The sequence below is a fragment of the Kribbella sp. NPDC050470 genome, from assembly GCF_044458365.1.
In the GTDB taxonomy this organism is placed as follows: Bacteria; Actinomycetota; Actinomycetes; order Propionibacteriales; family Kribbellaceae; genus Kribbella.
This window is the reverse complement of sequence record NZ_JBITHV010000011.1, coordinates 111,399-136,766: the sequence shown is the minus strand read 5'-3', so window position 1 is coordinate 136,766 and position 25,368 is coordinate 111,399. Positions and strand designations below refer to the sequence as shown.

The window sequence follows — 25,368 nt, the reverse complement described above, 5'->3', positions numbered from 1 at the left end:
ACGGCTCCGGAGAGGCGTATTGTCCTGCGAGGAACTCGCATGCTTGGGGTTGCCCTTTCTTGAATGGGTGTTGGATCTACCCGACCGGAAGGCTGTCGGCCTTCTGCGGCGGGCTGTCTTGGGGGTCGCCCTCGATCGAGACGGCCGGGAGGCGCCGGTCGAGCCATCCGGGTAGCCACCACGCCCAGCGTCCGGTCAGGGCGAGTACGGCGGGCACGAGTGTCATGCGGATGACGAAGGCATCGATCAGAACGCCGGTGGCGAGGGCGAACGCGATCGGTTTGATCAGCGAGTCGTGGGTGGTGGCGAATCCGGCGAAGACGCTGAACATGATGAGCGCGGCGGCTGTCACCACCCGAGAAGCGTGTCGTCCGCTCTGGTGAATCGAGCGCCGGGCCTCGCCGGTCCTGATCCACTCCTCGTGAATCGTGGACACCACGAAGACCTCGTAGTCCATGGCGAGACCGAACAAGACCGCTACCAAGATGATCGGCAGGAAGCTGACGACGGGACCGGCGTTGGCGACCCCGAGGACATCGGCGAGCCATCCCCATTGGAACACCGCGACAACCACGCCCAGCGCCGCGCCGGCTGACAGCAGGAATCCGGCCGCCGCCTTGAGAGGAATCACCAGTGACCGGAACACCAGCAGCAGCAATACCAAGCAGAGCCCGACCACCACGGCGAGGAACGGCAGGAGGGAGTCGCGCAGTCGTTGCGAGATGTCGATGTCGACCGCGGTCGTCCCGGTGACGGCGACATCTGGACGCTGTTCGCGGACCCGCTCTACCAGGTCCGCCGTCGCCTCGTCATCGGGAGCCGTCGTCGGCACCAACTGGATCACGGCGCTGCCGGTCGACGGGTTGTATTGCGGCGGGGAAACGGCCGCAACGCCAGGCAGGGCGCGCAACTGCTGCACCGCCTCACCCGCCGACTGCGCAGTCGCGTCGCCGACGTAGAGCACCAGCGGGCCGTTGAAGCCCGGGCCGAACTCGCCGCTGATGACGTCGTACGCGCGACGCTCGGTGCTGCCTGTGGGGGCCGTGACGTTGTCCGGCAGGGCGAGGCGCAGGTCAGTGGCCGGGGCTGCAACAGCGACGAGTGCAACCACCACAGCAAGTACCGTCATCAGCGGCCGGGCCGTCGCCACCCTTGACCACCGTTCACCGAACGGCGGAAGCTCACCGGTGGCCAGCCGGGCCACGCGCGACCGCGGCTTCGGCGCAAGTCTGTGACCCGCGACGCCGAACACAGCCGGGATCAACGTGATCGCGACCAGAACGCCGACGAGAACCGCTCCCGCCGCCGTCAGTCCCATCACGGTGAGGAAAGGAATGCGGACAACCGCCAGCCCGACGAGGGCGATCACGACCGTCGCCCCCGCGAACACGACCGCGGCACCGGCGGTCGCGGTCGCGTTGGCCGCCGAGTCCTCCGCATCCATCCCCTGAGCCAGCTGCCTGCGGTGGCGCGACACGATGAACAATGCGTAGTCGATACCGACCGCCAGGCCCAGCATGAGCGCGAGGGTCACGGCCGTCGAGGAGATCGCCACCAGTTCGGTCAGCGCGAACAGCGCTCCGACGCCGACGCCGACGCCGACGCCGATCAGCGCAGAAATCAGCGGCACGCCGGCGGTCAGGAGCGATCCGAACGTGACCGTGAGAACGACAAGCGCGATCAACACACCCAGCAGTTCCAGCACCGAGACCGACACCCCGTCGCTGGCGTAGGCCGCACCCCCGACCTCGACCTGAAGCCCGGCCGCTTCGGCCGTTGTCGCGGATCGCTCCAGATCGTCGAGGGCATCGTCGTGGAGCGCCGCCCGGTCAACGTCGTACTGGACCTGCGCGAGCGCGGTCCGCCGATCGGGCGAGATCGTGCCCGCCTCGAACGGGTCGACCACGCCGGCCACCTGCTCGCCGCCGCCCACCTCAGCGAGCGTCCGCCGGATCGCCTCGACCGAGGCCGACTCTGTGACCGGCTTCCCATCCGCCGACCTGAAGACGATCTGGGCGCTGGTACCCGCGGCCGCAGGAAAGTCCGCGGCCAGCCGGTCCTGCGCCAGCTGCGACTCCGAGCCGGGGATCGTGAACTCGTTGTCGAGACTGCCGCCGACCGCGCCCGCGGCGGCAAGGACCGCCACCAGCAGGGCCAACCAGGTGGCGATGACGGTCCACCGCCGCCGAAAGGCGGCACGGCCGATACGAGCCAGAACGGTGCGCATAAGGGACTCCGACGGTAGATCGGCAAAAGTGTCAGGACTGACAGAAACTAAAGTGTCATGACTGACAGATTGGCCGCAACCTGCGATACTGCGACGGTGGTCACATCCGGACGCCGCGAGCAGCACAAGGCCGCCACACGCCGCGCCCTGCAGGACGCCGCTCTGCAGATGTTCGACGACCGTGGATACGCCGACACGACAGTGCGCGACATCGCCGGAGCGGCAGGCGTGACCGAGCGAACGTTCTTCCGCTACTTCCGGTCCAAGGAAGACCTCGTCCTCGGCGAAGTTCTCGACCTGATTCCGGTCCTGGCTGAGCAGATTCGCAACCGGCCCGCCGACGAGCGGCCGTACACCGCGATCCTCAACAGCCTCCTGGCGCTCGGCGCCGAGAGGAGCGCCGGCCTCGGCGTCCTCTTCAGCGGGCCCCCCGCGCGGTTCGCCGCGCCCACCCGGAACCCCGACGCCGTACTGCTCACATTCGAGGACGGCATTGCGGAGGCCCTTGCGCACCGGCTGCGCGAATCCGATGACCACAACACCGCGCTGCGCGCATCGGTGCTGGCACGGGCGGCCGTCGCGGCGATGCGCGCGACGCTGATCGCCTACTCCACTTTGCCCGACCGAGAGAGGACGCTCACTACGGCGCTACGACTCGTACAGGACGCCTTCACCGTTCTTCGTACCGGCGACTGATTGCACCTTCGGTGTGTTGGATGGATCACGCCCAAGCCATTTGTGTCAGGACTGACAGATTGGTCTACTGGCCTGCGTGACGACCTCATCAAGCCGCCGGTCCGCGGTGTTCGTGACGCTCGGCGTGTGCATTGTCCTGTCGCTTCTGGTCGGGATCGCGGAGGTCACGGCGCGAAGCGTCGTCGAAGCGCGCCTTGCCGAGACATCGATGCGGATCCTCCACGCCAAGGCAGACGTGTCCCTCGGCGGACCACCAGCAGTCGCCCAACTCGCGAAGAAACACTTTCCCGACGTGCACATGTCCGTCGACGACGCGTCCTTCGGGCAGATCAGCGACTCGGGAGTTCATGAGGAGAACGCTGAGGTCGACATCTGGATCCGCGACAACGGCGAGTGGCTCGGCCGCGTCCGCATCCGCGACAAGTCGTGTATTGCTGTTTTTCTGCGCCGATTGAGCGAGTTCGCGATTCCTGCCTCCTGTGCATTTGACCAGAGCCAGGGTGAGTAGGCCGGCGACGATCCAGAGGGCCCGATTCTCGAGTCGAGGGGTGGCCCAGCCGGCGACTGCTGCGCCGGCCAGGAACGCACCGCAGAGCACTCCGAGGCGTGCGGCGGCCAGACACTTGTCCCTGTCGCCGAGGAACAGCCCAGCGAATGCGGACACCGACGCGGAGCGAAGGTTTCCGGTGACCATGACCGAGCTGTACTGTTTTCCGCGGAGCTCCCGGAACGCGGTGTTTTGGAGCGCGGCGACGAAGGAGATCCCCAGGGTCATCAACCGTGCCGGGAGCACTCGAGGGGTTGGGGTGCCGGCGAGCATGAGGCACGTGGCCTCGGCCGCCATGCAGGCGATTGCCGGCCGGCGTATGACGGCCTGAAGGTGGGGCAGTCGCAAGGATTCGGCGGCCGCGACGCCTGCCACGAAGGCGAGCATTGGCAGCACATGCCACCAGACCTGGCCGCACTGACCGCTGAGCAGTGCAATCCCGGTCAGCACCACGTTGCCTGTCATCGCATTGGCGAAGACGTGGTCGTAGGCGAGGAAAGTGAAGGCGGCCAGGAATCCGCGCGCCCGGGCCCGAGTTCGTGGAGTTCGCCCGCAGCTGCCAGCACACTGCATACGACTCGAGGTGCGAGACAACTACGCCGGTGGACTGGATGGGCGTTGTCCCGCGGCGCACGCTGGAGGGGCTGCGCATCGAACGCGTCCGCGTGACATTGAGCCCTGGTCGAACTCGCAGCTAGGACGCGGCTTCACCACCTCGCCAGCGACCAGCAGCCGGCCTGGTAGGACCGAGCCGGTCGACTGGCGTGACTCTCTGAGTTGGCCAAGATCAGCAGCAGCTCCGTGAAGAGAAGCGAGCGGAGTCTCCCCCAAGCCTCAGCTCGCCCAGCGCCGGTGCGCCTGCAGCGAGCACCGCAGTACCGACACTTGCGCCGAAGGGAACGACCACCTTGACCAGTCCGGCTGGCCGGCGGCCCGTCCCGGAGGTGCCGTAACGCAACTGGGCCGGGTTGGACTTCTTCTTCTCGGGCGTCGCTGCTGGAGCCAATGGGAACTTGTCTAAGGTGAGGCATCGCTCCCGAGGAGAACTTTGGTGACTGGCGAGGTGCTGGCTGGGAGGTATCGGCTGGATGTACTGCTGGGCCGTGGTGGCGCCGGTGAGGTGTGGCGGGCTGCGGACCTGGAGTTATATCGAGCAGTGGCGGTGAAGTTCCTTCACCCGGCGCACGGTGACTCGCTGGATCAAATCCGTGCCGAGGCGCGCAAGGCGGCACAGCTGGATCATCCCAACGTGGTGACCGTCTTCGACATCGGCGTCGACCGCGGGCGAGCCTTCATGGTGATGGAGCTGATCGACGGTCCGAACCTGACACAGGTGCTCGAACGCGGACCCAGCAGCCGGCCCGCTCCGGACCGAGTAATTGACATCGCATTGCAGGTCGCCGCGGCGTTGGACGTTGCGCACGCAGCCGGCATCGTGCATTGCGACGTGAAGCCGGGCAATCTCCTGCTCGCCCCGGACGGCACGATCAAGGTCAGCGACTTCGGCATCGCGACCGCGGGACGCGTAGTCCGGCGCGGCGGCCAGAAGTTGGTCGGCACCCCGTCGTACGTCTCGCCGGAGCAGATCCGCGGCGATCCCGCCACACCCGCCAGCGACTGGTACGGCCTCGGCTGCGCGCTGTATGCGCTGCTCACCGGGTCGCCGCCGTTCCACGGGGCGACCGACGAGGTCCTGGCCCAGCACGTCAGCGCCGCCCCGGTCCCGATCCGAACCCTGCGGCCAGACGTCCCGACCGGCCTGGCACACGTGGTGATGGGCCTGCTCGCCAAGAACCCGAGCGAACGACCCAGGTCCCTGGACGCGATCCGCCGCGCGATCCAGGACGACACCGGCCCGGCTCGCACTCAGGTGCTGCCGGCGTTCGAGGTGCCTGGCACACCGGCCCGATCTCGCCGGCGTAGGCCGATCTTGATAGCTGCTGCAGTCGCAGCGGTGCTGGTTGTCGCGGCCGCGATCGCCCTCGGCGGGAATCCGGGCTCCGACACACCAGCCGCGCCAGGCACCACCTCCGCCACCAGGCCGACCCCGCCGGCGAACCAGCCGAGCAGTCCTGCCGAACGGACGACGGCATCCGACCCCTCGTCGGCGGTGGCCAGGCTGACGCAGTTGCTTCGCGAAGAAGCCGGCGGACCAGACGGAGAAGGAAACGGGAAGGGGAACGGAGAGGGAGAAGGACGAGGTGGCGACGACGGCGGACGCGATGGAGACGTCGCTCGCGAGGCCGCCAACGACCTCGACGAGGTTGCGAAGGAATTGGACTCGGGCAAGGCCGACAAGGCGGCCGGAAAGTACCGCGACGTGCGCAAGCGACTCGACGAGGCCGGCCGAGACGGCCGCTGGACCCCCACCCCACAGATCGCGGCACTGCTACGACAACTCGACGCACACTTCCGGGCCGCGAAATGACAAGGCTACGCATTCGCGACCGCAGACCGCGAAGTTCGTTCGGCGGGAAGTGGCGGCCAGTCGCCAGGAGGTTGCCGGCTTCGACAGGGTCAGACACGCCGGGGACGACTGGACGCGAGGATCATGATGCCACCACCATCGCGAATGCCGACCGTTCCGGCCGCAGTCCACTTGAAGCACCGGGAAACGAGGATGCGGCTCACGGCGGTCGAGCGGCGTGCGGAGGTCCTGCAGGCCGCGGTGCAGGCGTTCGCCGTCAACGGGTACGCGGCGACCACGACGGCCGAGATCGTGCGGCTGGCAGACGTATCGCAGCCCTACGTCATCCGCCTGTTCGGTACCAAGCAACAACTGTTCCTGGCCGTGCTCCAATCAGTCTCCGACCGGATCGAGCAGACCCTCCGCGACACCGCCGGCCAAGAACCGACCCCGAACAGCCTGGACCGCTGCTGCGAGACATTCCCGCCCGAAGTCCTCCTCATCCCACTGCACGGCTTCTCGGCCACGACCGCTGAGCCAGCCATCGGCGAGGCCGTCCGCCAGCGCTTCGGCTGTATCTACCGGCTGATTCGCGAGCTCACCGGCGCGTCACCCGCAGAGGCCAGCGACGTCCTGCGCGCCGGCGTACTGCTCACCGGCATCACCGCCGCGAGCCCTCGCCCTTGGCAACTCCGGCGGGCAACTGCTGGACCGGGCGGACGCCGACGCCACCGGCAGTAGACTGGTGATCGCGTGACCGGCGGTGGGGCTCGCCGGACCCGAACCGTCACCCTCAGCGGTGGCCAACAGTCCCTACCTGTCCTTCCGCGTGGTCGCCTGGCCGCGCGGAGCCACGTTCAGGTAGGAGGCTCCATCCGGTGCAGCATCACCGAACCGACCCATCCCCGCTCGAACCGGTCGACCCCGACATCGATCTGCGCGTCGCCCGTCGATCCCGGTCGCGCAGCGATCTGGCCGTGCTCGCCGTGGTCGCCCTGGGCGGCATGCTCGGCGCCGCCGGCCGCTATCTGATCGGCCAGACCTGGGCGACACCGGCCGGCGGGTTCCCGTGGGCCACGTTCACGATCAACGTCACCGGCTGCGCGCTGATCGGCGTACTGATGGTGCTGGTCACCGACGTGTGGTTGCGCCAGCGCCTGCTGCGGCCCTTCCTCGGCACCGGTGTGCTCGGCGGCTACACGACGTTCTCCACCTACACCGTCGACGTCCAGCACCTCATCTCCGGCGGGCACCCCGGCGCAGCGCTGGTCTACCTGGCCGCGACCCCGACCGCGGCACTCGCCGCGGTTTGGGTCACCGCGCACACCACCCGCAGGCTCGTCATCTGGAGGACGCGATGAGACTCACCGGCACCGCCCTGCGACTCACCATCATGGTCGGCGAAGGCGACCAGTGGCGCCACAAGCCGCTGTTCACCGAGATCGTGCACCGCGCCCACAAGGCCGGCCTGGCGGGCGCGACCGTTCTGCGCGGTATCGAAGGCTACGGCGCATCCAACCTCATCCACACCAACCGCCTGCTCTCCTTGTCGGAGGACCTGCCTGTGGTGATCGTCATCATCGACACCCACGACCGGATCCACGCCTTCCTGCCCCAGCTCGACGAACTCGTCACCGAAGGCCTCGTCGTCCTCGACGACTGCGAGGTCATCCGGTACGTCGGCCGCGACCTCGACGAGTCCGCTGCCGGTGACGAGGCACGGCCCGGGGTTCAGGAGGAACGATGACGCTGCTGCTCGTGCTCGTCGGGGCCGCCATCGGGGCGCCGCTGCGGTACCTCACCGACCGCGCCGTCCAGGCCCGCCACGACACCGTCTTCCCCTGGGGAACCTCTACCGTCAACGTCGTCGGCTCACTGATCCTCGGTGCCATCGCCGGCGGCACCACAGCCGGCGTCGTGCCGGACCAGCTGCAGTACCTCGTCGGTACAGGGTTCTGCGGCGCCCTCACCACCTATTCCACGTTCTCCTACGAGACCCTCCGCCTGGTCGAGCAGAACGCGAAGTTCTTCGCGGCCGCGAACCTCGCCGCCAGCATCATCGCCGGCCTCGGCGGCGCCTTTATCGGCGCCACCGTCACCCAAGCGATCTGGTCATGACCACTCAATCACCCGCAGCAACCCCCGCCGGTGAACAAGTCGAGGTGACATTGCTCGCCACTGGCCGCCACGCCCACCCCCGCAGGGGCGGCTGCCTCATGGAACTCGTCAGCGCGACCGCCGGCGGGTTGTGGAGCGATCGCCCGACCTGCACACCACCCGTGATCGCCCACATCGCCCGCGTCGTCAACGACCACACCAGCCCCGCCTGACGGCCGCGGCTCGCCCCGCTGATCCCCTACCTGATCACCAGCAGCGATCCCATACATCAAGACCGCACCGACATCGAAGGCTGTCGAGCAGTCCTCGCCGCCGCTGGAAAGGCCATCCACCCAGATCTCACCACTACCTGGGCAACCCAACTCGACCAACTGCTCACAGCACGCCTGTCCCGAGGCCGACGACACAAGTTGCTTTCCATCACCGGGGCCGCGCTGCGTGCCATCCACGACACAAGCCAACCCCTCGACCGCGACGAACAACTCAGGAAAGCGTTGGTCGCCGCCATCAACGCAGAACGTCGCCTCCAGGGCACGCCCGCGCTCCTCTCCGACGACCTCCACCCGCCGCCCGAACTCTCGGTGACCGTGCTCGCCCGACTCATCAAGCCACCCGGCGCGGACTGGTACGAAGTCGAGGCCCACCTCGATCCCCGAGACCACCCCCGACTGGCTCAGCCGACCAATGCGACTGAGAACCCACGAACTGCCTACTTGACGGATTCAGTGAATGCGAGCCGCACGTACGGACGTGACGTCGGCCTCTGCAGGGTGGATCTGGGCAGATTCGGGCGCTGCTGACTCAGGCGTCAGCGAGGTCATGCGGTCTCCAGGCGGGCGCAGACGGCAGCTCAGCGCAGGCCGAAACCCGCGCGCCCTTGCGCGGATGCGACGACACGAGGGTCGCGTGATCGAAACAGGCAGGTCACTCTCGTCTGTGGGATCAACCGTCACGGCTCCGCCTCCTGGACCGATCCCGGTTCCCTCTCCTGGCTGTGCCTACGAGGAGAAGTGCAACCATCAACAACAACGTGAAGATGACGGCTACCGCAGCCACTCCCAGGCTGTCCACAGCATCTGCGATCCAGGTCTGCAGCCGGGCTGCACCGTCGATCACTGGATCACGGGTCGTCGTTCCGCTGAACACGCGGAGCTCGTACCAACCGTAGTACGCGACGTAGAGGCCGGAGAGGATCACCAGAACCCCGCCGAGGCGAGACGCCACCCGGCCGAGACGACGAAGCCGGCCCACGGTGCCAGTCCGGGCCAGTGCGACCGCGATGGCGGCAGAGCCGACGATCAGCCCCATCCCGGCGGCATAGGCCAGGAACACGGCGATCCCGGTGGCCACGGAGTCGGTGCGGAACGCGGCAACCACGATCGCCAGGAACGGCCCGATCGTGCAGCCGAGCGAGGCGATCGCGAACGCCACGCCGTACAGAGCCATCGAGGTCGCCCTGCGGGCCACCACCGGACCCCGGCGTAGTTTCGGAACCAGCACGGGAAGGTCGCGCCCGGCGGCCAACCACACACCCGCGGCCACGAGCACCAACCCGAACACCACGGTGAACCAGGGAAGATGCTGCTGGACCTGCCCGGCTACTGGTGCGATCGCCAGCCCGAACACGCCGAACACCGCGGCAAAGCCCGCCGTCATCGCCACCGTGGCGGCCAGCGCCCTGCCGACCGCGACCGCGCGGCTCGGTGAGTCGTCTCCGGTGACCAGGAGGGACAGGTACGCCGGCAACATCGCGAACCCGCAGGGATTGACCGCGGCGAGCATGCCGGCCCCCAGCGCAAGCGCGAACGGGATCTCACTCATGCTCAGCCGACCAGTTGGGAAAGCTTCTCCGCAAGGCCGTCGCCTGCCACCAGGTTCCCGCTGAACACCTTGTTGCCTGCGGCATCCAGGATCACGTAGGTGCTCTGTTCGGTGACCTCGAACCGTCTCCAGACTTCACCGTTCTCGTCAGACAGGTGCGGAAAGCCGCCGACCTTCTGGTCGGCCACGAAACCACGCATGGCATCCGGCTTGTCGAGGCCGGCCACTCCTACGACATTGGCTCTGCCCCGGTACTCCTCGGCGACCTTGGCCGTTTCGGCCGCCTGGGCACGGCACTTCGGACACCAAGGCGCCCAGAACCACAACACCGCAGGCTTCGCAGCCAGCGTCGCCCCATCGAAGTCCTTGCCGTCCACAGTCGTGCCGGAGAACTTCAGGATCGCCGGTACGGCGGGAGCCGCTGTCGCCGGCGCGGTGGTGGAGGGACGAGCCGGAGGACTGCCTGCAGAACCAGCGGGCGACGGGGATCCGGAGGAGGACGGCGAAGGCGCAGCGCAGCCGGCCAATACCAGCATCAGCACGGTCAGGGAAACAACAGCGAACCGCTGAACAAGCATCCAACCTCCACCGCACCGGAACTGGCTCTACCGTAGGGCTGAGCCCGGATGGCCGACGTAACGAGCTGCCTTACGGATCGCTTACCGTCCAACTCGAGTTCATTCCTGACCGCGTTCTCCGCGGTCAGCGCCTGTGTAGTAGACGGCCGGGTCGACCGCGGCCTCCGGATCCGCGTTCAGCCACTCGGCGAACGCCTCCGGGCTGCGCCGCTCCAATTCGTCGAGGTAGCGATCGCGGGCATCCACCAGCTCCTCCAGCTCAGCTGCCTGACGGGGAGCGGCGACTGCCGAAGTGCTCCGCCGCCACGCACCACACAGCTCCTCGTCCGTCAGCGCCGTCACGTCATCCACCGCAGCGACATCACCGGACGAGACCGCTGCGGACCGTGCGAAAGCGGCGAAGCTCCACCACACGACACTGTAGGTGCGCATCTCGGCCTCACAATGCATCGTCGCTCAGCGACAGATCATCCGCGCCGACCGACAATCGAAGGTGATCGTCGGCGATGCACGCGATCTGGCCAGGCTCGATGACGAAGCCACGACCGTCCGGACGAGAGCCACGCACCTGGACGAACCTGGACCAGATCAGTGCCTCGCCGGACAGCCACGTCTCATGACGCTGCTCGTCGGGGTCCTCCACTCCGACGTACTCAACCCGTCCCACAAGCGCACCGCGCACGTCGAGCACGAGAAGTCCATGGCGTACCGCCGCCAGCGGCGCCGCACCGCCTCCGGAGCTGCCGCCGCTGCTCACGACATCCTCCGCATCGGGGGCCACACCCCACGCAGCCGTGAGCCGATCCCAAGATCGGGAGAGTCAACTGAACCGCGGCCGGTACCCATCGTTGCCTCCTGGCGGCGATGAACAAGTACGACGCCGACCAGCCTTCCCGGCACACCAGTAGCAACGTATCGCGACCTGTCACCTGCTGCCAGTACTGCCGCGGTACCGAGCATCCTGCGTTGTCGCAGACATCGATGTCAGCCCGCGATCACACCAAGGGACTCATGCCATCGCACCAGTCCTACCCGACCTTCTCCGCGAGGACGTCCGCGAGCGCGTTCAGGTCCGGCACTGCGAGGTCTGGTTCCTTGAAGGCCTTCGGGTACGGCGTGCGGCGGCGATCGAGGTAGTAGCCCTGCAGACCGGCTCGGCGTGCACCGTCGATGTCCCACGGGTGAACGGCGACCAGCGCCATCCGCTCCTCCGGGACACCGCACACGACGGCCGCGTACCGATAGGAGTCCGGATGCGGCTTCCAGCGGCCTGGGACCGACACGTCGAGCCGGTGCTCGAGCAACGGCATGATGCCGCCCTGGGTGAACATCCGCTCGGACATCGCGGCGGATCCGTTCGTCAAGGTGATGATCCGCAGGCCGAGGTCGCGGAGTCGACGCAGTCCAGGAAGAACATCAGGGTGAAGCGACAACTCGGTCAACCCCGAAAGGACCGAGCCCACCGTTTCATCCCCTGCATCGAGTCCGTGCGAGCTCAGCAGGCTGACGAGCACATCGCGACCGACCACGCGGAACTCGGCTGACGCACCCGCCGCGGTCAGGGCGAAGCCGTCTCGCAGCGTCGCCGCGAACCACGTGTCCAGGCTGTCGGCCGGCAAGCCGACAGCCTTGAACCGCTCGCGCAGCGGTTCCAGGTCCGACAGGGTCTCGTTGACGTCCAGCACCAGTACTTCGACCGCACTCATCCGGAGGCTCCTCTATCTTGGACCAGTCGTTCCAAGATACGATGGTGCCCGTGGCAGATGTCAAACACTTCGACGAGGAGGCAGTGCTCACCTCCGTCGAGTTGCTGTTCTGGCGCCAAGGGGTGACGGCGACAGGCATCCAGGACGTCGTCGCGGCGACCGGACTCAGCCGGTCAAGTCTCTACAACGCGTTCGGAGGCAAGGACGGGCTCTACGCCGCGGCCGTCCGCAGGTACCTGGACCACCGCTCGCTGCCGATGTTCGACCGACTCGCCACCGACCGGCGTGGACTGCCCGCGATCGCCTCCTTCTTCGACGCCCTGCTCCGGTTGCGCTGCTCCGGCGACTTCGCCGGCTGGGGCTGCCTGGTCTCGAACGCTCATGTCGAGTCGTCGCCGGACGCCGTTCAGATGCTTCTCGCCGAACACCACGATGCACTACGGGACGCCATGCACGCCGCCCTGAAGGTTGCCCAGAGCAAGGAGCAGCTACGCGTCAGCGGGACGATCGAAGGCCAGGCTGAGATGCTCACACTGCTCGCCTACGCCATCAATCTCAGATCACGCGCCGGCGCCTCCCGCCGCCAACTGAAACCAGCAGTCACCGCGGCAATGACCGCACTCTGAAGACCGTCCCCTGGTCCTTGTCAACCGCAACGGGCAGCTCGGCCTTCCCAGCCCGGATCCAGCCGAGGTCCGGATACGGAGGCGCGGCCGTGCAGCCGTTGCGGGCGGAAATGTTAGTGGCTAACATTGAGTCGTGGGTGGACGAGCGGAGCGGACCCGGGAGCGGTTGCTGACCGCGGCTTTGGAGCTGTTCGCCGAGCGCGGGTACGACGGCACCAGCGCCGGCGAGATCGCGGCACGCGCCGGCGTCACCGAGATGACCTTCTTCCGGCATTTTCCGAGCAAGGCGAGCCTGCTGGTCGACGATCCGTACGACCCCCTGATCGGTGCCGCGATCCGGCAACAGCCGGCGAAGCTCGACCCGATCAGCCGTGCAGCCAAGGGCGTGCGTACGGCCTGGCAGGAACTCCTACCACCGTCGGTCGAGGAGGTCCGGGTCCGGCTGCGGATCGTCGCCCGGACGCCGGCGCTACGAGCGGCGATGATCAGCGGGACGGCGGCGACGGAGGCAGTGATCACTGACGCCTTGGCGAGTGGTGGAACCTCGCATCGCGACGCGAGGATCGCCGCCGGAGCGGTGCTGGGAGCCCTCAACACCGCCCTGCTCGACTGGAGCCTGACCGACAGCGACGATCTGTCGCAGGCGATCGACGCCGCGCTCGACGTGCTGGAGAACCGCCATGGCTGAGGATGCGATCCAGGCTCGCAACCTGGTCCGGACGTTCGACGACGGCACCGGGATCCGCGGTGTCGACATCTCGGTCGCACCAGGCGAGGTCCATGCACTGGTCGGCCTCAACGGCGCCGGCAAGTCCACCTTGATGCGGCTCCTGCTGGGAATGCTCAAGCCGGAGGCGGGCACAATAGCCCTCGCCGGTCAGACACTGGACGACGCGGACTGGCGCGAAGTCGGTCATTTGGTCGACGTTCCGCTGGCCTACCGCGAGCTCACCAGCCGCCAGAACCTCGCTCTCAGCGCTCGGCTGCACCAAGTCACGCCCGCCGAGATCACCCAGATGGTCGCGGCCGCGATGACCGAACTCCATCTCGCCCAGTACGCCGACCGCCGCGCCGGCAAGCTCTCACTCGGTAACCGGCAGCGCCTCGGTCTCGCCTCCGCACTCCAGCACAACCCCCGACTGATCGTGCTGGACGAGCCCACCAACACTCTCGACCCTGCCGGCGTCATCCTGCTGCGCGAGGCACTCGTACGACGGGCAGCGACCGGCGCCGCCGTACTGGTCAGCAGCCATCATCTCGACGAGGTCGCCCGGATCGCCGATCGCATCTCGGTGCTCAACGCCGGGCGGATCATCGGCTCGCTCGACCCGCAGGGCGTCGACATCGAGCGATCGTTCTTCGACCTCGTCCACAGCGACGACGTGGCCGCATGACCGTCGGCCTCGTCACCGAGCTCACCAAGTTCGTCCGGGCGACTGTGGTGCGGGCGTCGACGATCATCATGGTGCTCGGCATCACCCTCATCTGCTCGTCGATGCTGCTGGCAGTCCGCACCGACGACCCGCAACTGGCTGCCAAGCTCGGTCCGCTCATCCATCCGGGAGGCTGGGCCGGATATCTCACCATCGCCGCGCAGGTGACCGCCGCGGCGAGCCTGCTCGGGTACGGCGTCGTCCTGAGCTGGCTGTTCAGCCGCGAGTTCGAGGAAGGAACGATCACCGGCCTGTTCGCCATCCCGGTCTCCAGACCCACGATCGCCACCGCGAAACTCGTCGTCTACCTCGCCTGGGCATGCGTGACCGCCGCGGCCCTCCTGATCGCCTTGATCGCCGCCGGCCTGGCCGCCGGACTCGGGCCCGTCCCAGCTGACGTCGTGCCGGCGATGGCGCGGCAGTTCGTCCTGACCGTGCTCACTGCCGCCATCGCGACTCCCGCTGCCTGGGCCGCGACCGCGGGTCGCTCGGTGCTCGCCGGAATCGCGACCACGATCGGCATCCTGGTGCTGTCCCAGATCACGGTGGTCGCCGGGACCGGCGGCTGGTTCCCGTTCGGCGCCCCCGCACTCTGGGCGATCAGCAACGGCGCCAACGTCACGATCCTCCAACTGGCACTCGTCGTACCCGTACTCATCACCGCCACCGGACTGACGCTGCGCTCCTGGCAGCGCCTTCAGCTGGATCGCTGAGTCCGGCGGTTCCGTTCAGCTCGCGCTGGTTGCTCGAACAGCAGCCCGTGGCCGTCGAGGTTGGTCACGATCTCGTCACTGCTGTAACGCGGGCCTGGGCGTGACGATGTAGCGGGTGCGTGCGATTCCGGCGGCTCCCCCGTGCCGCCGGAATCGGACCAGCGCGGTGTACCGAGCCGGCAACGTTTCGGTACCCAACGATGAAACTGCCTTGCTGGTGTGCCGGGAAGTCTGGTCGGCGACGCCTGACCCATGCCCTCACCAGGAGACGATCAAGATGCCGAAGTCCATCCGCCCTGCCTGCGCTGCCGCAGTACTCGTGCTTGCCCTGGCCGCTTGCTCCGGCGGCGGTGACGCGGCGTCCTCCAGTCCGTCCACGGCGGCGTCGCCGACGCCCGTTCCCAGCACTGCGACTCCGCCCGCTACGACGCCGAGCGTCGTACCGCCCTCGAGTCCGGCCGCGAAGCCGGTCCGGACCGCCGCCCAACTCGCCAAAGCCCTGCTGGCACTGGAAGACCTGCCGGCCGGCTTCTCGATCGAAACGGGTGACAGCGGCGAGGACGGCGACGTCACCCTCGCGTCGAAGGACCCGCGCTGCGCCCGGCTGGTGACCCTCTCCAACGCCGACACGCTACCCGGATCGAAGGCGTCAGCCACCAAGTCCTACTCCGGCGGCGCACAAGGGCCCTTCATCGACGAGAGTCTCGACGCGCTGGGGTCGACCGCCGCCGTACAGGCGTTCCAGAAGTCCTTCAAACAAGCCGTCGCCGCGTGCCGCACCATGACCCTGTCGATTCCCGGTGAGGGCCGCTCCCCGATCAGCGTCCGCGAGGTCTCGGCGCCACGGGCCGGCACTGATCCGGTCGCCGTACGCTTCACTGCCTCGTCCGGCCCCCTCGAGGGGCTCGAGGTCACCATGATCTCCACCGGTATCGATGACGTGGTGCTGGCGGTCACGGTCGTCGCGGGTGTGCCCGAAGACATCGATGGCGCGACGACGACCGCCGCCGACAAGGCCACGTCCGTCCTGGCCGCGACTCAGTCCGGAACCTGACACTAGGTCTGCGCCGTCGCCTTCAGGTCGGCGTGCTCGAAGGAGCGGGCGACGACGACGTCGGTGGACGAGTGGGCGATGATCGACAGCACGATGGTGAGCGCGACCAGATGGAAGACCTCGTCAGCGGCCGGGATGCCTGACTCCACCACGATCAAGCCGTAGACGACTGAGGCAAATCCCTTCGGGCCGAACCACATCGCGGCGATCTGTTCGCGGGCTCCCAGACCAGAGCGGAAGAACGACACCGCCAGGGCCAGTGGCCGAGCGACGACCAGCGCGCCGATCGCGAAGACCCACCCCTGCCAGGAGATCTCGCCGAGGAACTCGAGCGAGATCAGCGCGCCGAACACCAGCAGCGCAGCCAGCTTGAGCGACTCCGAGATCAGCTCACCGAAGTGCTCGAACGCCTCCCGCTGCCGCGGACCGAAGGTGGCGACGGTGATCCCGGCCGCGAACGCGGCGAGGAACAGGTTGCCGTGCATCGTCTTGCCGAGCGCCAGCACCAGGAGTCCGATCGCCACCGCGTTCAAGGGCTCGTACTGCGTCGACGCGGAGAAGAACCGGGTTCGTTCCAGCCGGATGGCCACCCACGGAACCACCACGCCGATGACGATGCCCAGGCCCAACTCCAGCGCCAGCTCCCCGAGATGCAGGTCCTCGGAATGCGCCGCGATCGCCAGGAACACCATCACGAACGGCAACGCCAGGCCGTCGTTCACTCCCGACTCCACGTTGAGCAGATGCCGCAAGCGCGCCGGAACCTTGTCGTTCCCGACCAGTGCCGAGGCGAACACCGGATCCGTCGGCGCCAGGATCGCCCCGACCAGCAGGGCCTCCGGCCAGTCGAGGCCGGCGACGTAGTGCGCCGCCACCGCCGTGACGACGAGGGTCAGCGGCAATCCCCAGCCAAGCGCCCGCCCGGGCAGTCGCCAAGCCGAGCGGAGGTCAGCCCACCCAACCCGCATGCCGTCGGTGAACAGTACGGCGAACAGCGCGAGCTCGGCCAGGATCGCCACGACATCGGACTCCGGCCGCAGGTCCAGGACGCCGGACGTCTCCGGGCCGAGCACGAATCCGGCAAGCAGGAACAGCACGGCCGTGGACAGGATCGTCCGGTGCGTCAGACTCGACACCAGCACCGCGAGCAACAGCACCACGGCGAAACACAGCAGCAGCATCAGCAATCCCCCACGAGGCGATCAGGCCAGCACGAAATAGCGCAACCACAGGTACGGCACCGCAACAATGATCGTGATCGCGGTCATCACCACACCCTTGCGAGTGAACTCCCAGAAGCTGATCGGATGACCGGCCCGCAGGGCGAGCCCGATGACCACCACGTTGGCGCTCGCCCCGACCGCGGTCGCGTTGCCGCCGAAGTCCGCGCCAATCGCCAGCGACCACCACAACGCCTCGGCCTGCACCGGATCCGGGATGCTCTTGGTCAGCTCGAGGACGACCGGGCTCATCGTCGCGACGTACGGGATGTTGTCCACGATCCCGGACAGCACCGCCGACACGACCAGGATCAGCATCACCGCCAGCAGCGCGCGGCCCTCGATCACCTCGCCGATCTGATCGGCCAGCTCGCCGATCACGCCGGTCTTGACCAGCGCGCCGACCATGATGAAGAGGCCCGCGAAGAACAGCAACGTCTGCCACTCCACACTCGCCATGTAGTGCCGGGTCTCCACCCCTGAGATCAGCACCAGGAGCCCCGCCCCGAGCAGCGCCACGATCGAGGGCTCGATGTCCACGACCGCGCGGCCGACAAAGCCGACGAACACCAGCAGCAGCACCGCGCCGCACTTGATCAGCAGCCGCGGATCCTCGATCGCCTCGCGCTCGTTCAGCCGCATGACCCCGTCCACCCGGTCCGGATCCACCGTGAACGAGCCCTTGAACAGCCACGGCAGCACCAGCGTGAACACGATCAGCGTGATGACCACCAGCGGCGCCATGTGAATCAGGAAGTCGTTGAAGGTCAACCCGGACCGGCTGGCGATGATGATGTTCGGCGGGTCACCGATCAGCGTCGCCGCACCACCGATGTTGGAAGCCAGCACCTCCGCGATCAGGAACGGCACCGGATTGATACCGAGCCGGTCGCACACCAGCAAGGTCACCGGCGCGATCAGCAGCACGGTGGTCACATTGTCGAGCAGGGCCGAGGCCACCGCAGTGATCAGCGTGAGCAGGATCATCACCCGCAACGGCGACCCTTTCGCCCGCTTCGCCGCCCAGATCGCAATGTACTCGAACACCCCGGTACGCCGAACGATGCCGACGATCACCATCATCCCGAACAGCAGGAAGATGACATCCCAGTCGACACCGGTCTCGTGCGAGTAGAACGCGTGCTCGGCATCCGTGACCCCGAGCGCCAGCAACAGTGCCGCGCCACCGAGTGCGGCCAGGAGTTTGTGCGTCCACTCGGTCGCGATCAGCACATAGGCGACGACGAACACCAGCACCGCGATGACGGTCATCCGCGGCACCCGCCGTACGACGGATCCGCGCCGGTCAGTGCGGCGACGTCGCGAGCTCGAGCAGCCGGGATGCGGTGACCGCGCCCAGAATCTCCTTGTCCTTCATGACCGCGACCAGCGGGCACCGCAGCCGAGCCATGATCGCCGCGACTTCCAGGATCGTGTCGTCGTGGTTCACCACCGGCACCTCGGTGGGCTCCGCCGGCAGCAGCTTGCGCACCGTCACGCCGGACAGTTTGTCGGCCACCTGATCGGCCAGAGACTCCTCGATCACCCGAGCCAGCGCCGGGTCGTCCTGCACGTACGTCGGCACCAGGAATTTCACCACCTGCGACGCCGGCAGCACCGCGTAAGGACTCCCGTCCTCGCCGGTCACGATCAAGCCCGGCAGCCGACGCGAGGCGAGCAACTCCACGGCCCGACGGGCGTCGTCGTCCAAGCCGATCACCGGATACTCCTCGGCCATCTGCTTTCCGTGCACAGTCCCACAGTACGCCGGACCGCCGGACAGGTGACGTCGGCACAGCCTGGCGACACGCGGAACTGCTCGGCACGGAGACCTCCCAGGACGTCGCGAACCGCCCACATCCCAGACGGGTGCGGGCGTGCCGACCAGACTTCCCGGCGCTCCGATTCCTACCCTCTCCCATTCCCGGTGCCCGGAGCAACCGAGGCCACACCCTGACCCCGTTTCAGCCGGGAACCGCAACCGTCTGTTGTCGACAGCAACATCCACCGGCCGCGACAGCGACTGCGTTCTCGGAGACTGCAGGATTGCGAGGATCTGGAGCCGCAGCTTGGACAGCTGCCATGACAGACAAGGCGCGGTCTTGCGCGCGGATTGAACAGCGGTTTAGGCTTTGAACGTGCGTTCAATCCGGGTGTCGGACGCCCCGCCCGTTGGTGGAGCCGGGGCGATGACGGCTGAGCGGATCCGAGACGCGGCGATCCTCCGGTTCGGACGCGACGGCTTCGCCGCCGGCCTGCGGGCGGTCGCGGCCGATGCGGGAGTGACGGCCGGCTTGGTGGTCCACCACTTCGGCTCCAAGGACGGACTACGCAAAGCCTGTGACGCCTACGTGCTCGATGTCGTCCGGTCGGAGAAGACGAAGGCGACCACCGGCAGCCCGGCGGGCATGATCGCGCAGCTCGCCGAGATCGAGGAGTACGCGCCGCACGCTCTGTACTCACTGCGCAGCATGCAGGCCGGTGGCGAGCTGGGCAACGCCTTCGTCGAGCAGATGTGCGCCGACGCCGAGACGTACCTCGAGGCCGGCGTCCAGGCCGGCACGATCCGGCCGAGCCGAGACCCCGCCGGCCGCGCCCGGTATCTGACCTACCAGGGGATGGGCTCGCTGCTGCTGTGGATGTCCCTGCGCCAGGGCCCGGTGGAGCTGGAAGACTTCCGCGCCGAGCTCCGCAGACTCTCGGATGAGATCACCTTGCCCGCGCTGGAGTTGTTCACCGACGGGCTGTTCGTCGACCGCTCGATGCTCGACGAGTACCTGATGTACGTCAGCGATCCGCCTGACGGCTCCGCGAAGCCGTAGTACGTGCGGACACGACGCCCGCAGCGGCGTCCCCACGACGACATTTCGCCGGGTTACCCCGGATCACTCTGGAGAGGTTCAGCAATGACTGCTGCCCTGGAGATTTCCCAACTGCACAAGTCCTTCGGCCAGGTCAAGGCGCTCGACGGGCTCGAACTGTCCGTACCGACCGGCCAGGTGGCCGGTTTCCTCGGCCCGAACGGGGCCGGAAAGTCCACTACCATCAGGATCGTGCTCGGCCTGCTCCGAGCCGACGCCGGCGACGTCTCGGTGCTGGGACGTCAACCATGGGTCGATGCGGTCGCACTGCACCGGAGGCTGGCCTACGTCCCCGGGGAGGTCAGCCTCTGGCCGAATCTGACCGGAGGCGAGGCGATCGACCTCCTCTCCCGGCTGCGCGGTGGTTCGGACAAGACCCGCAAGGCTGAGCTGCTCGACCGGTTCGAGCTCGACCCGACCAAGAAGGGCCGCACCTACAGCAAGGGCAACCGCCAGAAGGTCGCCTTGGTAGCGGCGCTCGCATCCGACGTCGAACTCCTCGTCCTGGATGAACCGACCTCCGGTCTCGACCCGTTGATGGAGACCGTCTTCCAGGAATGCATCGCCGAGGCGAAGCAGGCCGGGCGCTCGGTGCTCCTGTCCAGCCACATCCTCGCCGAGGTCGAGAAGCTGTGCGACACGGTCACGATCATCCGCAACGGCCGCGCCGTCCAGTCCGGCACTCTCGCCGAGCTACGGCACCTCACCCGTACGACGATCACCGCCGCCGTCGACCGCGACCCCACTGCACTGTCGACGGTCCCAGGCGTCCACGACCTGCGCTATGACGGGAGCGAGGTCACCTTCGACGTCGACGCCGACCACCTGCCGGCCGTCGTACAGTCGCTGGGGCAGTTCGGTGTACGCACGCTGCACAGCGCTCCCCCGTCACTGGAGCAACTCTTCCTCCGCCAGTACGGCGACGAACTCGTCGGAGCCCAGGCATGAACGAGAACCTCACCGCTACCGGCACCCTGGTCCGCTTCGCACTACGCCGCAACCGGGTCAAACTGCCGATCTGGATCGGCGGCATCGGCCTCGGCATGCTGTACGCCGTCAGCGCCCTCCCTACCGTCTACGGCACTCCGGAAGAACGCCAGGTCCGGGCCGAACTCATGGACTCCCCCGCCGCCACCATGATGTCCGGCCCCGGCTACGGCCTCGACAACTACACCCTCGGCGCGATGATCACCAACGAAATGGTGCTCTACCTCGCCATCCCTGCAGCGATGATGAGCATCTTCCTCATCACCCGCCACACCCGCGCCGAGGAGGAAACCGGACGCGCCGAACTCGTCCGCTCCACCGTCGTCGGACGGCACGCCGCCACCACCGCTGCCCTCATCGTGGCGGTGATCGCCAACATCGGCGTCGCCCTCCTCACCGCGCTCGCGATGCTCAGCGGCGACCTGGCTGCGGCCGACTCGTTCGCCGTCGGCGCCGGCATCGGCCTCACCGGACTCGCCTTCGCAGGCATCGCCACCGTCACCACGCAACTGACCGAGCACTCCCGCGCCGCCTCGAGTCTCGCCATGGCCGCTGTCGGCGCCGCCTTCCTCCTCCGCGCGATCGGTGACGTCTCCCAGCCCGGCGGCAACGTCCTGTCCTGGCTGTCGCCACTGGCCTGGACCCAGCAGGCTCGGCCCTTCGTCGACCTGCGCTGGTGGCCACTCCTGTTGGCGATCGCGGTCCTTGCGGTGTCGGTTGCCGTCGGCTACTTCCTGTCCGTACGGCGTGACGTCGGCGCCGGGCTGATCCCGGCCAGGCTGGGCCGGGCTGACGCCGCACCGTCGCTGTCGACACCGTTCGGGCTCGCGGCACGTCAGCAGCGCACCGCCCTGATCGGATGGGCGGCCGGGCTGTTCGTGTTCGCCGTACCCAGCGGATCGCTCAGCGACTCCGTCACCGACGCCGTCGCGAACAACCCGCAGATGGGCGAGATCTTCACCGCCCACGGCCAAGATCCACTCGACGCGTTCTACGCCACCATGGCGCTGTTCTTCGCCCTGCTCGTCGGCGCCTTCGCCGTCACGTCGGTACTTCGGCTGCGGTCCGAGGAACGCAGCGGCCACACCGAGGCGGCGCTCGCCACCTCGGTCAGCCGACCCCGCTGGTACTTCGCCTGGCTCGGCTACACGACCCTCGCGTCCGCCATCCTGCTGGCTCTCAGCGGACTCGGCGTCGGCATCGGCGCCGCCACCGGAGACGCCGGCCTGAGCACCGTCGCCGAAGTCACGGCAGGCACACTGGCCTTCCTCCCAGCGGTGGCCTTGATCGCCGGTCTCACCGCAGCCCTGTTCGGCCTGCGCCCGGCACTGGCCACCCTCGCGTGGATCGTCGTCGCCTACGCAGTCTTCTTCGGCATGTTCGGCGCCCTCCTCGACCTCCCCGGCTGGGTGACCGATCTGTCGCCGTTCGCCCACACCACAGCCATGCCACTCGCGGACCTGCCAGTGACGCCCCTCGCAGTACTGACGGCCCTCGCCGCCACCCTCGCAGTCACCGGCAGCACCCTCTTCCACCACCGCGACATCGAATCCTCCTGACCACCGCGCGCCGTCTCCCGACCGAACGCTCAGCCGGGAGACGGCATCAGCGGATGAGGCATCCTTGGATCCATGTCGGGTCCTGGACCGTTCTTCTTCGCCATCGTCGCGACGGCCGGCATCGTGCTCGGAGGCATCACCGTGAACGAGTTCGCTGCCGAGAACGAGCTCCGGTCACTGCTTCGTGCCCGTGGACAGCAGACGACCGGTGTGGTGGTCAGCGTCCTCGCGGAGAGCCGCACAGGTGAGCCGCTGGCGGCCGAGGTCGTCCTTCGCGACGGACGACACACCGAAGTCAGCTTCGTCAGCAGTAACGACGACCTGGAGCTCGACCCTGCCGCGGTAGGAGAATCGGTCGACTTGATGATCGACCCGCTGTCCCCGGACCAGAACATGGTCCTCGACGACTTCAACGCCGATTGGGACGGCTCACTCGGCGGCATCGCATCCCGCCTGATCGTCCCCGGCGCCATCGCGATCACTGGCGGCGTCCTGGGCATCAGGGCCTATCGCCTCGGCCGCCCATGGGGCGGACTCGCAGGCGCATCCCGTCGTGTACGAGCCAGGCTCAAGTCACTCGCCGAAGCCTGGGACCGCTAGCAACGCCTACTGCCGCCCGTTCGGAGGAAGGACCACATGACGCTGCTGCGCCCCAGGACTGCGCGCGGGATCGCCGGCTATCCGGACGCCGACGTGCGCTACCACCGACCGGTTCTGCGAACGATCGCAGGCGCCTTCCTCGTCGGAGAATCCGTCCTCAGCGTGTCCCTGACCTACTTCCCGGAAGGCAAGGGCGACGACCTCACCGGCGGCGACTGGTGGTTGCAGATCTTCTTCCTTGTCCTGCTGGGCGGTCTCTACCTCTACGCGTCGTCGTCGCTTGCCGTAACCCGGACACACGTCGTCGTGCGCAACCCGCTCCGGCGAGCTGACATCCCGCTGACCCACGTCACTGCTGCGACCAGCGGTAGCAACCTGCGGATCACGACGAGCTACCGCAGCTTCATCGCGGCTGGGGTCGAGGCGGCCAACGCCCAGGTGGCCGCCGGTGACTTCGGCACACAGGCCGACCTCGCGAGACTCATCAACCGGGCTGCCGCAAAGGCTCGGATCGGAGCTGAGAATCGCGCCGCACGCGCGTCGTACCGCTTCGCCTGGCCTGGTCCACTGTTCCTGACATTCACGACGATCCACGTCGTCCGCGCAGTGGTTCTGGTCGTCAACGATGGCCCGATTCAGCCGCTCGTGACGGCGCATTGAGCGCATGTTGAGAGTCTGTGACGGTCTTGCGGAGGTAGTCGCAGAGCACGAGGCCGGCGTTATCGTCGCAGCGTGACACAAGCCGGACGGGTTTCCGGCGGACGTCTGACCCGGCCGGTCAAGAAACCCCCACCCGGCCGGGTCAACCTCAGGTGTCGCACCGTCGGTCGCGCAGCCGGACTCGCGGCAGACCGCTCCGGATCTCGCGGTTGTTTGACGTGGGGATTGAGACTTCTTGACATTCCCCCCTGGCGGTGATCGCGGCGCTGGATGCCTGTCGCTTCGTGTTCTAGCGTCGTCGACAGGTCCGGGCGGATGGTCGCTTGCACACCGGGCCGAGTGGATGCTGCGACGGCCGTTGAGGGGCGTCCGTCGCATGCATCCCACCACAACGCCGTCCTCGGCCTTGTGGCGTTTCGGTCGGCCAACCTGGTGAATCCGCCCCGCCAGACGATGGAATGCGGAGGCGGCGCTTGACACCGACACGATGGCTCGTGCCGGCGGTACTGCTGCTGGCGGCGTGCGGCGTGCCGATGCAGTCGACGCCGGCCCCTATCGACCCAGAAGTCGTCCCGACAGTGCTTCGCAGCCCTCAACAGCCGGCCACTCCGGCGACTGCCGTCCCCGGCATGCCGGCCGTCCAGGTTGATTTCGTCCGCAACGACGCTTGGTCGGATTGTTGCGCGAGGCACCGAGCACTGCGCAGACAGACCGCATCGACACCGTCATCCAGGCGCTGCAAGCCGGGCCCAACGAGACCGAGCAGGCCAACGGAATCACCTCAGCCCTGCCGGACGGCCTGCAACTGTCGGTGGCCGAGATCCAGGGAACTCGCGTGGTGCTCGAACTCGGAGGCGAGACCGAAGGACGATCGAGCACCGAGAACGTGCTCGCGGTCGGCCAGATCGTGTTGTCCTTCACGGCGCTGCCGTCCATCGACCAAGTGACGTTCCAACGCGGCGGCGTCCCCGTCGAGACCCTGCTTGCCGACGGCGCGCTGACAACCGAGCCGCTGACCGCGGGCGACTATGCATCACTTCGTGCGCGCTGATACAACCTCAGTCCCGGCCCGACCAGTGCACCAGCGAGCGGGCCGACAGCCAGTACGCCGTGCAGCCACGCAGCCTCGGCGACTACGGCGGGTTCGTCGACTGCCGCGGCAAAGGCATCGAGCGCCCGGACCAGTTCGCGTCGCCGGTTGGCTGGCATCGACAGCGCGATCCCCGTCAGCTTTCACCTACACATGAATCCGGTCCTGCCGGGTACCAGATCGACACACAGACCCAGGTTCTGCTGCGCTGACTGCCCGTCCGCGGATGGCGCCTGGCAGGCCCGACGGCTTGGTAGCGACAGCACGGCGGTCCGCATCTCCCCACCGATGTCCGTCCAACTCCAGGAGGCACCATGACCACGACACCAGTTCCACCGCCGCCCGATCCACTCGACCCGGACCTGCCCGGTCAAGACCAGCCGGACGATCCGGACATCACGCCGTACCCAGAGCCCGAGGTCGACCCCGACGAGAACCCGGACGAGCAGCTTCCGCGGATCTGAT

29 protein-coding genes are annotated in these 25,368 nt (G+C 67.7%); 19 read left to right on the top strand and 10 right to left on the bottom strand.

The window, feature by feature from the left end:
• Positions 1-76: 76 nt before the first annotated feature.
• Positions 77-2,353: an MMPL family transporter gene (locus tag ACIBGM_RS32080; RefSeq protein WP_396387674.1), complete on the bottom strand. Its 2,277-nt coding sequence runs from the start codon at positions 2,351-2,353 to the stop codon at positions 77-79.
• On the opposite strand from ACIBGM_RS32080, the gene ACIBGM_RS32075 reads away from it, so the two are divergent.
• Entirely contained in the window at positions 2,324-2,923 is a 600-nt protein-coding gene (locus ACIBGM_RS32075) for a TetR family transcriptional regulator (protein ID WP_396387672.1), read from the top strand. The genes ACIBGM_RS32080 and ACIBGM_RS32075 overlap by 30 nt on opposite strands.
• An 88-nt stretch (positions 2,924-3,011) precedes the next feature.
• On the opposite strand, the gene ACIBGM_RS32070 is transcribed toward ACIBGM_RS32075, so the two are convergent.
• Entirely contained in the window at positions 3,012-4,043 is a 1,032-nt protein-coding gene (locus ACIBGM_RS32070) for a YoaK family protein (RefSeq protein WP_396387671.1), read from the bottom strand.
• 478 nt (positions 4,044-4,521) lie between these two features.
• On the opposite strand from ACIBGM_RS32070, the gene ACIBGM_RS32065 reads away from it, so the two are divergent.
• The 6 genes from ACIBGM_RS32065 to ACIBGM_RS32040 all read left to right on the top strand — a co-directional run bounded on the left by ACIBGM_RS32065 (position 4,522) and on the right by ACIBGM_RS32040 (position 8,795).
• Entirely contained in the window at positions 4,522-5,898 is a 1,377-nt protein-coding gene (locus ACIBGM_RS32065; RefSeq protein ID WP_396387670.1) for a serine/threonine-protein kinase, read from the top strand.
• Positions 5,899-6,090: 192 nt separating this feature from the next.
• Positions 6,091-6,618 carry a TetR/AcrR family transcriptional regulator gene (locus ACIBGM_RS32060; RefSeq protein ID WP_396387669.1) on the top strand — a complete coding sequence of 176 codons (528 nt, stop codon included), beginning with the start codon at positions 6,091-6,093 and terminating at the stop codon, positions 6,616-6,618.
• Positions 6,619-6,755: 137 nt separating this feature from the next.
• Positions 6,756-7,238, top strand: a complete 483-nt coding sequence (locus ACIBGM_RS32055; RefSeq protein WP_396387668.1) for a fluoride efflux transporter FluC — start codon at positions 6,756-6,758, stop codon at positions 7,236-7,238.
• Positions 7,235-7,624 (top strand): DUF190 domain-containing protein, encoded by a 390-nt coding sequence (locus tag ACIBGM_RS32050; RefSeq protein ID WP_396387667.1) that lies wholly within the window; start codon positions 7,235-7,237, stop codon positions 7,622-7,624. Before ACIBGM_RS32055 ends, ACIBGM_RS32050 begins: the two co-directional genes overlap by 4 nt.
• Complete coding sequence (gene crcB, locus ACIBGM_RS32045; RefSeq protein WP_396387666.1) at positions 7,621-7,995, top strand: fluoride efflux transporter CrcB; 375 nt, start codon at positions 7,621-7,623, stop codon at positions 7,993-7,995. Before ACIBGM_RS32050 ends, crcB begins: the two co-directional genes overlap by 4 nt.
• A 410-nt stretch (positions 7,996-8,405) precedes the next feature.
• The gene (locus ACIBGM_RS32040) at positions 8,406-8,795 is read left to right on the top strand and encodes a hypothetical protein (protein WP_396387665.1); all 390 of its coding nucleotides are present in this window, start codon (positions 8,406-8,408) and stop codon (positions 8,793-8,795) included.
• A 142-nt stretch (positions 8,796-8,937) separates the two neighbouring features.
• Here ACIBGM_RS32040 and ACIBGM_RS32035 read toward each other — a convergent pair whose 3' ends face one another.
• From ACIBGM_RS32035 to ACIBGM_RS32015, 5 genes are all read right to left on the bottom strand, one after another.
• Entirely contained in the window at positions 8,938-9,816 is an 879-nt protein-coding gene (locus ACIBGM_RS32035) for a cytochrome c biogenesis CcdA family protein (RefSeq protein WP_396387664.1), read from the bottom strand.
• Positions 9,817-9,818: 2 nt separating this feature from the next.
• Complete coding sequence (locus ACIBGM_RS32030) at positions 9,819-10,394, bottom strand: redoxin domain-containing protein (RefSeq protein ID WP_360520314.1); 576 nt, start codon at positions 10,392-10,394, stop codon at positions 9,819-9,821.
• A 99-nt stretch (positions 10,395-10,493) separates the two neighbouring features.
• Complete coding sequence (locus ACIBGM_RS32025; protein WP_396387663.1) at positions 10,494-10,826, bottom strand: hypothetical protein; 333 nt, start codon at positions 10,824-10,826, stop codon at positions 10,494-10,496.
• A 7-nt stretch (positions 10,827-10,833) separates the two neighbouring features.
• Positions 10,834-11,151, bottom strand: a complete 318-nt coding sequence (locus tag ACIBGM_RS32020; RefSeq protein ID WP_396387662.1) for a hypothetical protein — start codon at positions 11,149-11,151, stop codon at positions 10,834-10,836.
• Between the two features lie 271 nt (positions 11,152-11,422).
• Complete coding sequence (locus ACIBGM_RS32015) at positions 11,423-12,100, bottom strand: haloacid dehalogenase type II (RefSeq protein WP_396387661.1); 678 nt, start codon at positions 12,098-12,100, stop codon at positions 11,423-11,425.
• A gap of 41 nt (positions 12,101-12,141) precedes the next feature.
• Here ACIBGM_RS32015 and ACIBGM_RS32010 point away from each other — a divergent pair, with 41 nt between their 5' ends.
• The 5 genes from ACIBGM_RS32010 to ACIBGM_RS31990 all read left to right on the top strand — a co-directional run bounded on the left by ACIBGM_RS32010 (position 12,142) and on the right by ACIBGM_RS31990 (position 15,926).
• Entirely contained in the window at positions 12,142-12,726 is a 585-nt protein-coding gene (locus ACIBGM_RS32010; protein WP_396387660.1) for a TetR/AcrR family transcriptional regulator, read from the top strand.
• A gap of 133 nt (positions 12,727-12,859) precedes the next feature.
• A complete protein-coding gene (locus ACIBGM_RS32005) occupies positions 12,860-13,414 on the top strand; it encodes a TetR family transcriptional regulator (protein WP_360520324.1) in 555 nt (184 codons plus the stop codon).
• Positions 13,407-14,120, top strand: coding sequence for an ABC transporter ATP-binding protein (locus tag ACIBGM_RS32000; RefSeq protein WP_360520326.1), 714 nt, complete (start codon positions 13,407-13,409; stop codon positions 14,118-14,120). Before ACIBGM_RS32005 ends, ACIBGM_RS32000 begins: the two co-directional genes overlap by 8 nt.
• Positions 14,117-14,872, top strand: a complete 756-nt coding sequence (locus tag ACIBGM_RS31995) for an ABC transporter permease (RefSeq protein WP_396387659.1) — start codon at positions 14,117-14,119, stop codon at positions 14,870-14,872. The genes ACIBGM_RS32000 and ACIBGM_RS31995 overlap by 4 nt, the downstream gene beginning before the upstream one ends.
• 277 nt (positions 14,873-15,149) lie before the next feature.
• Positions 15,150-15,926: a hypothetical protein gene (locus ACIBGM_RS31990; protein ID WP_360520330.1), complete on the top strand. Its 777-nt coding sequence runs from the start codon at positions 15,150-15,152 to the stop codon at positions 15,924-15,926.
• Positions 15,927-15,928: 2 nt separating this feature from the next.
• Here the strand turns inward: ACIBGM_RS31990 and ACIBGM_RS31985 are convergent, their stop codons facing one another.
• From ACIBGM_RS31985 to ACIBGM_RS31975, 3 genes are read right to left on the bottom strand one after another with little or no spacing between them, the layout of a single operon-like run.
• Entirely contained in the window at positions 15,929-17,107 is a 1,179-nt protein-coding gene (locus ACIBGM_RS31985; RefSeq protein WP_396387658.1) for a cation:proton antiporter, read from the bottom strand.
• A gap of 21 nt (positions 17,108-17,128) precedes the next feature.
• Positions 17,129-18,418: an SLC13 family permease gene (locus tag ACIBGM_RS31980; protein WP_396387657.1), complete on the bottom strand. Its 1,290-nt coding sequence runs from the start codon at positions 18,416-18,418 to the stop codon at positions 17,129-17,131.
• A gap of 34 nt (positions 18,419-18,452) precedes the next feature.
• Positions 18,453-18,899, bottom strand: a complete 447-nt coding sequence (locus tag ACIBGM_RS31975) for a CBS domain-containing protein (RefSeq protein ID WP_396387656.1) — start codon at positions 18,897-18,899, stop codon at positions 18,453-18,455.
• Between the two features lie 436 nt (positions 18,900-19,335).
• Here ACIBGM_RS31975 and ACIBGM_RS31970 point away from each other — a divergent pair, with 436 nt between their 5' ends.
• The 7 genes from ACIBGM_RS31970 (at position 19,336) to ACIBGM_RS31940 (ending at position 25,367) form a co-directional block, all read left to right on the top strand.
• Positions 19,336-19,968 (top strand): TetR family transcriptional regulator, encoded by a 633-nt coding sequence (locus ACIBGM_RS31970; RefSeq protein WP_396387655.1) that lies wholly within the window; start codon positions 19,336-19,338, stop codon positions 19,966-19,968.
• 84 nt (positions 19,969-20,052) lie between these two features.
• Positions 20,053-20,955 (top strand): ATP-binding cassette domain-containing protein, encoded by a 903-nt coding sequence (locus ACIBGM_RS31965; RefSeq protein ID WP_396387654.1) that lies wholly within the window; start codon positions 20,053-20,055, stop codon positions 20,953-20,955.
• Positions 20,952-22,553, top strand: coding sequence for an ABC transporter permease (locus tag ACIBGM_RS31960; RefSeq protein WP_396387653.1), 1,602 nt, complete (start codon positions 20,952-20,954; stop codon positions 22,551-22,553). The genes ACIBGM_RS31965 and ACIBGM_RS31960 overlap by 4 nt, the downstream gene beginning before the upstream one ends.
• A 72-nt stretch (positions 22,554-22,625) precedes the next feature.
• Positions 22,626-23,153: a DUF3592 domain-containing protein gene (locus tag ACIBGM_RS31955; protein WP_396387652.1), complete on the top strand. Its 528-nt coding sequence runs from the start codon at positions 22,626-22,628 to the stop codon at positions 23,151-23,153.
• Between the two features lie 36 nt (positions 23,154-23,189).
• On the top strand, positions 23,190-23,813 hold the full coding sequence (locus ACIBGM_RS31950; protein WP_396387651.1) for a hypothetical protein: 624 nt from the start codon (positions 23,190-23,192) through the stop codon (positions 23,811-23,813).
• A 679-nt stretch (positions 23,814-24,492) separates the two neighbouring features.
• On the top strand, positions 24,493-24,864 hold the full coding sequence (locus ACIBGM_RS31945; RefSeq protein WP_396387650.1) for a GerMN domain-containing protein: 372 nt from the start codon (positions 24,493-24,495) through the stop codon (positions 24,862-24,864).
• Between the two features lie 353 nt (positions 24,865-25,217).
• On the top strand, positions 25,218-25,367 hold the full coding sequence (locus ACIBGM_RS31940; protein WP_360520354.1) for a hypothetical protein: 150 nt from the start codon (positions 25,218-25,220) through the stop codon (positions 25,365-25,367).
• The last annotated feature ends 1 nt before the right edge of the window (position 25,368 follow it).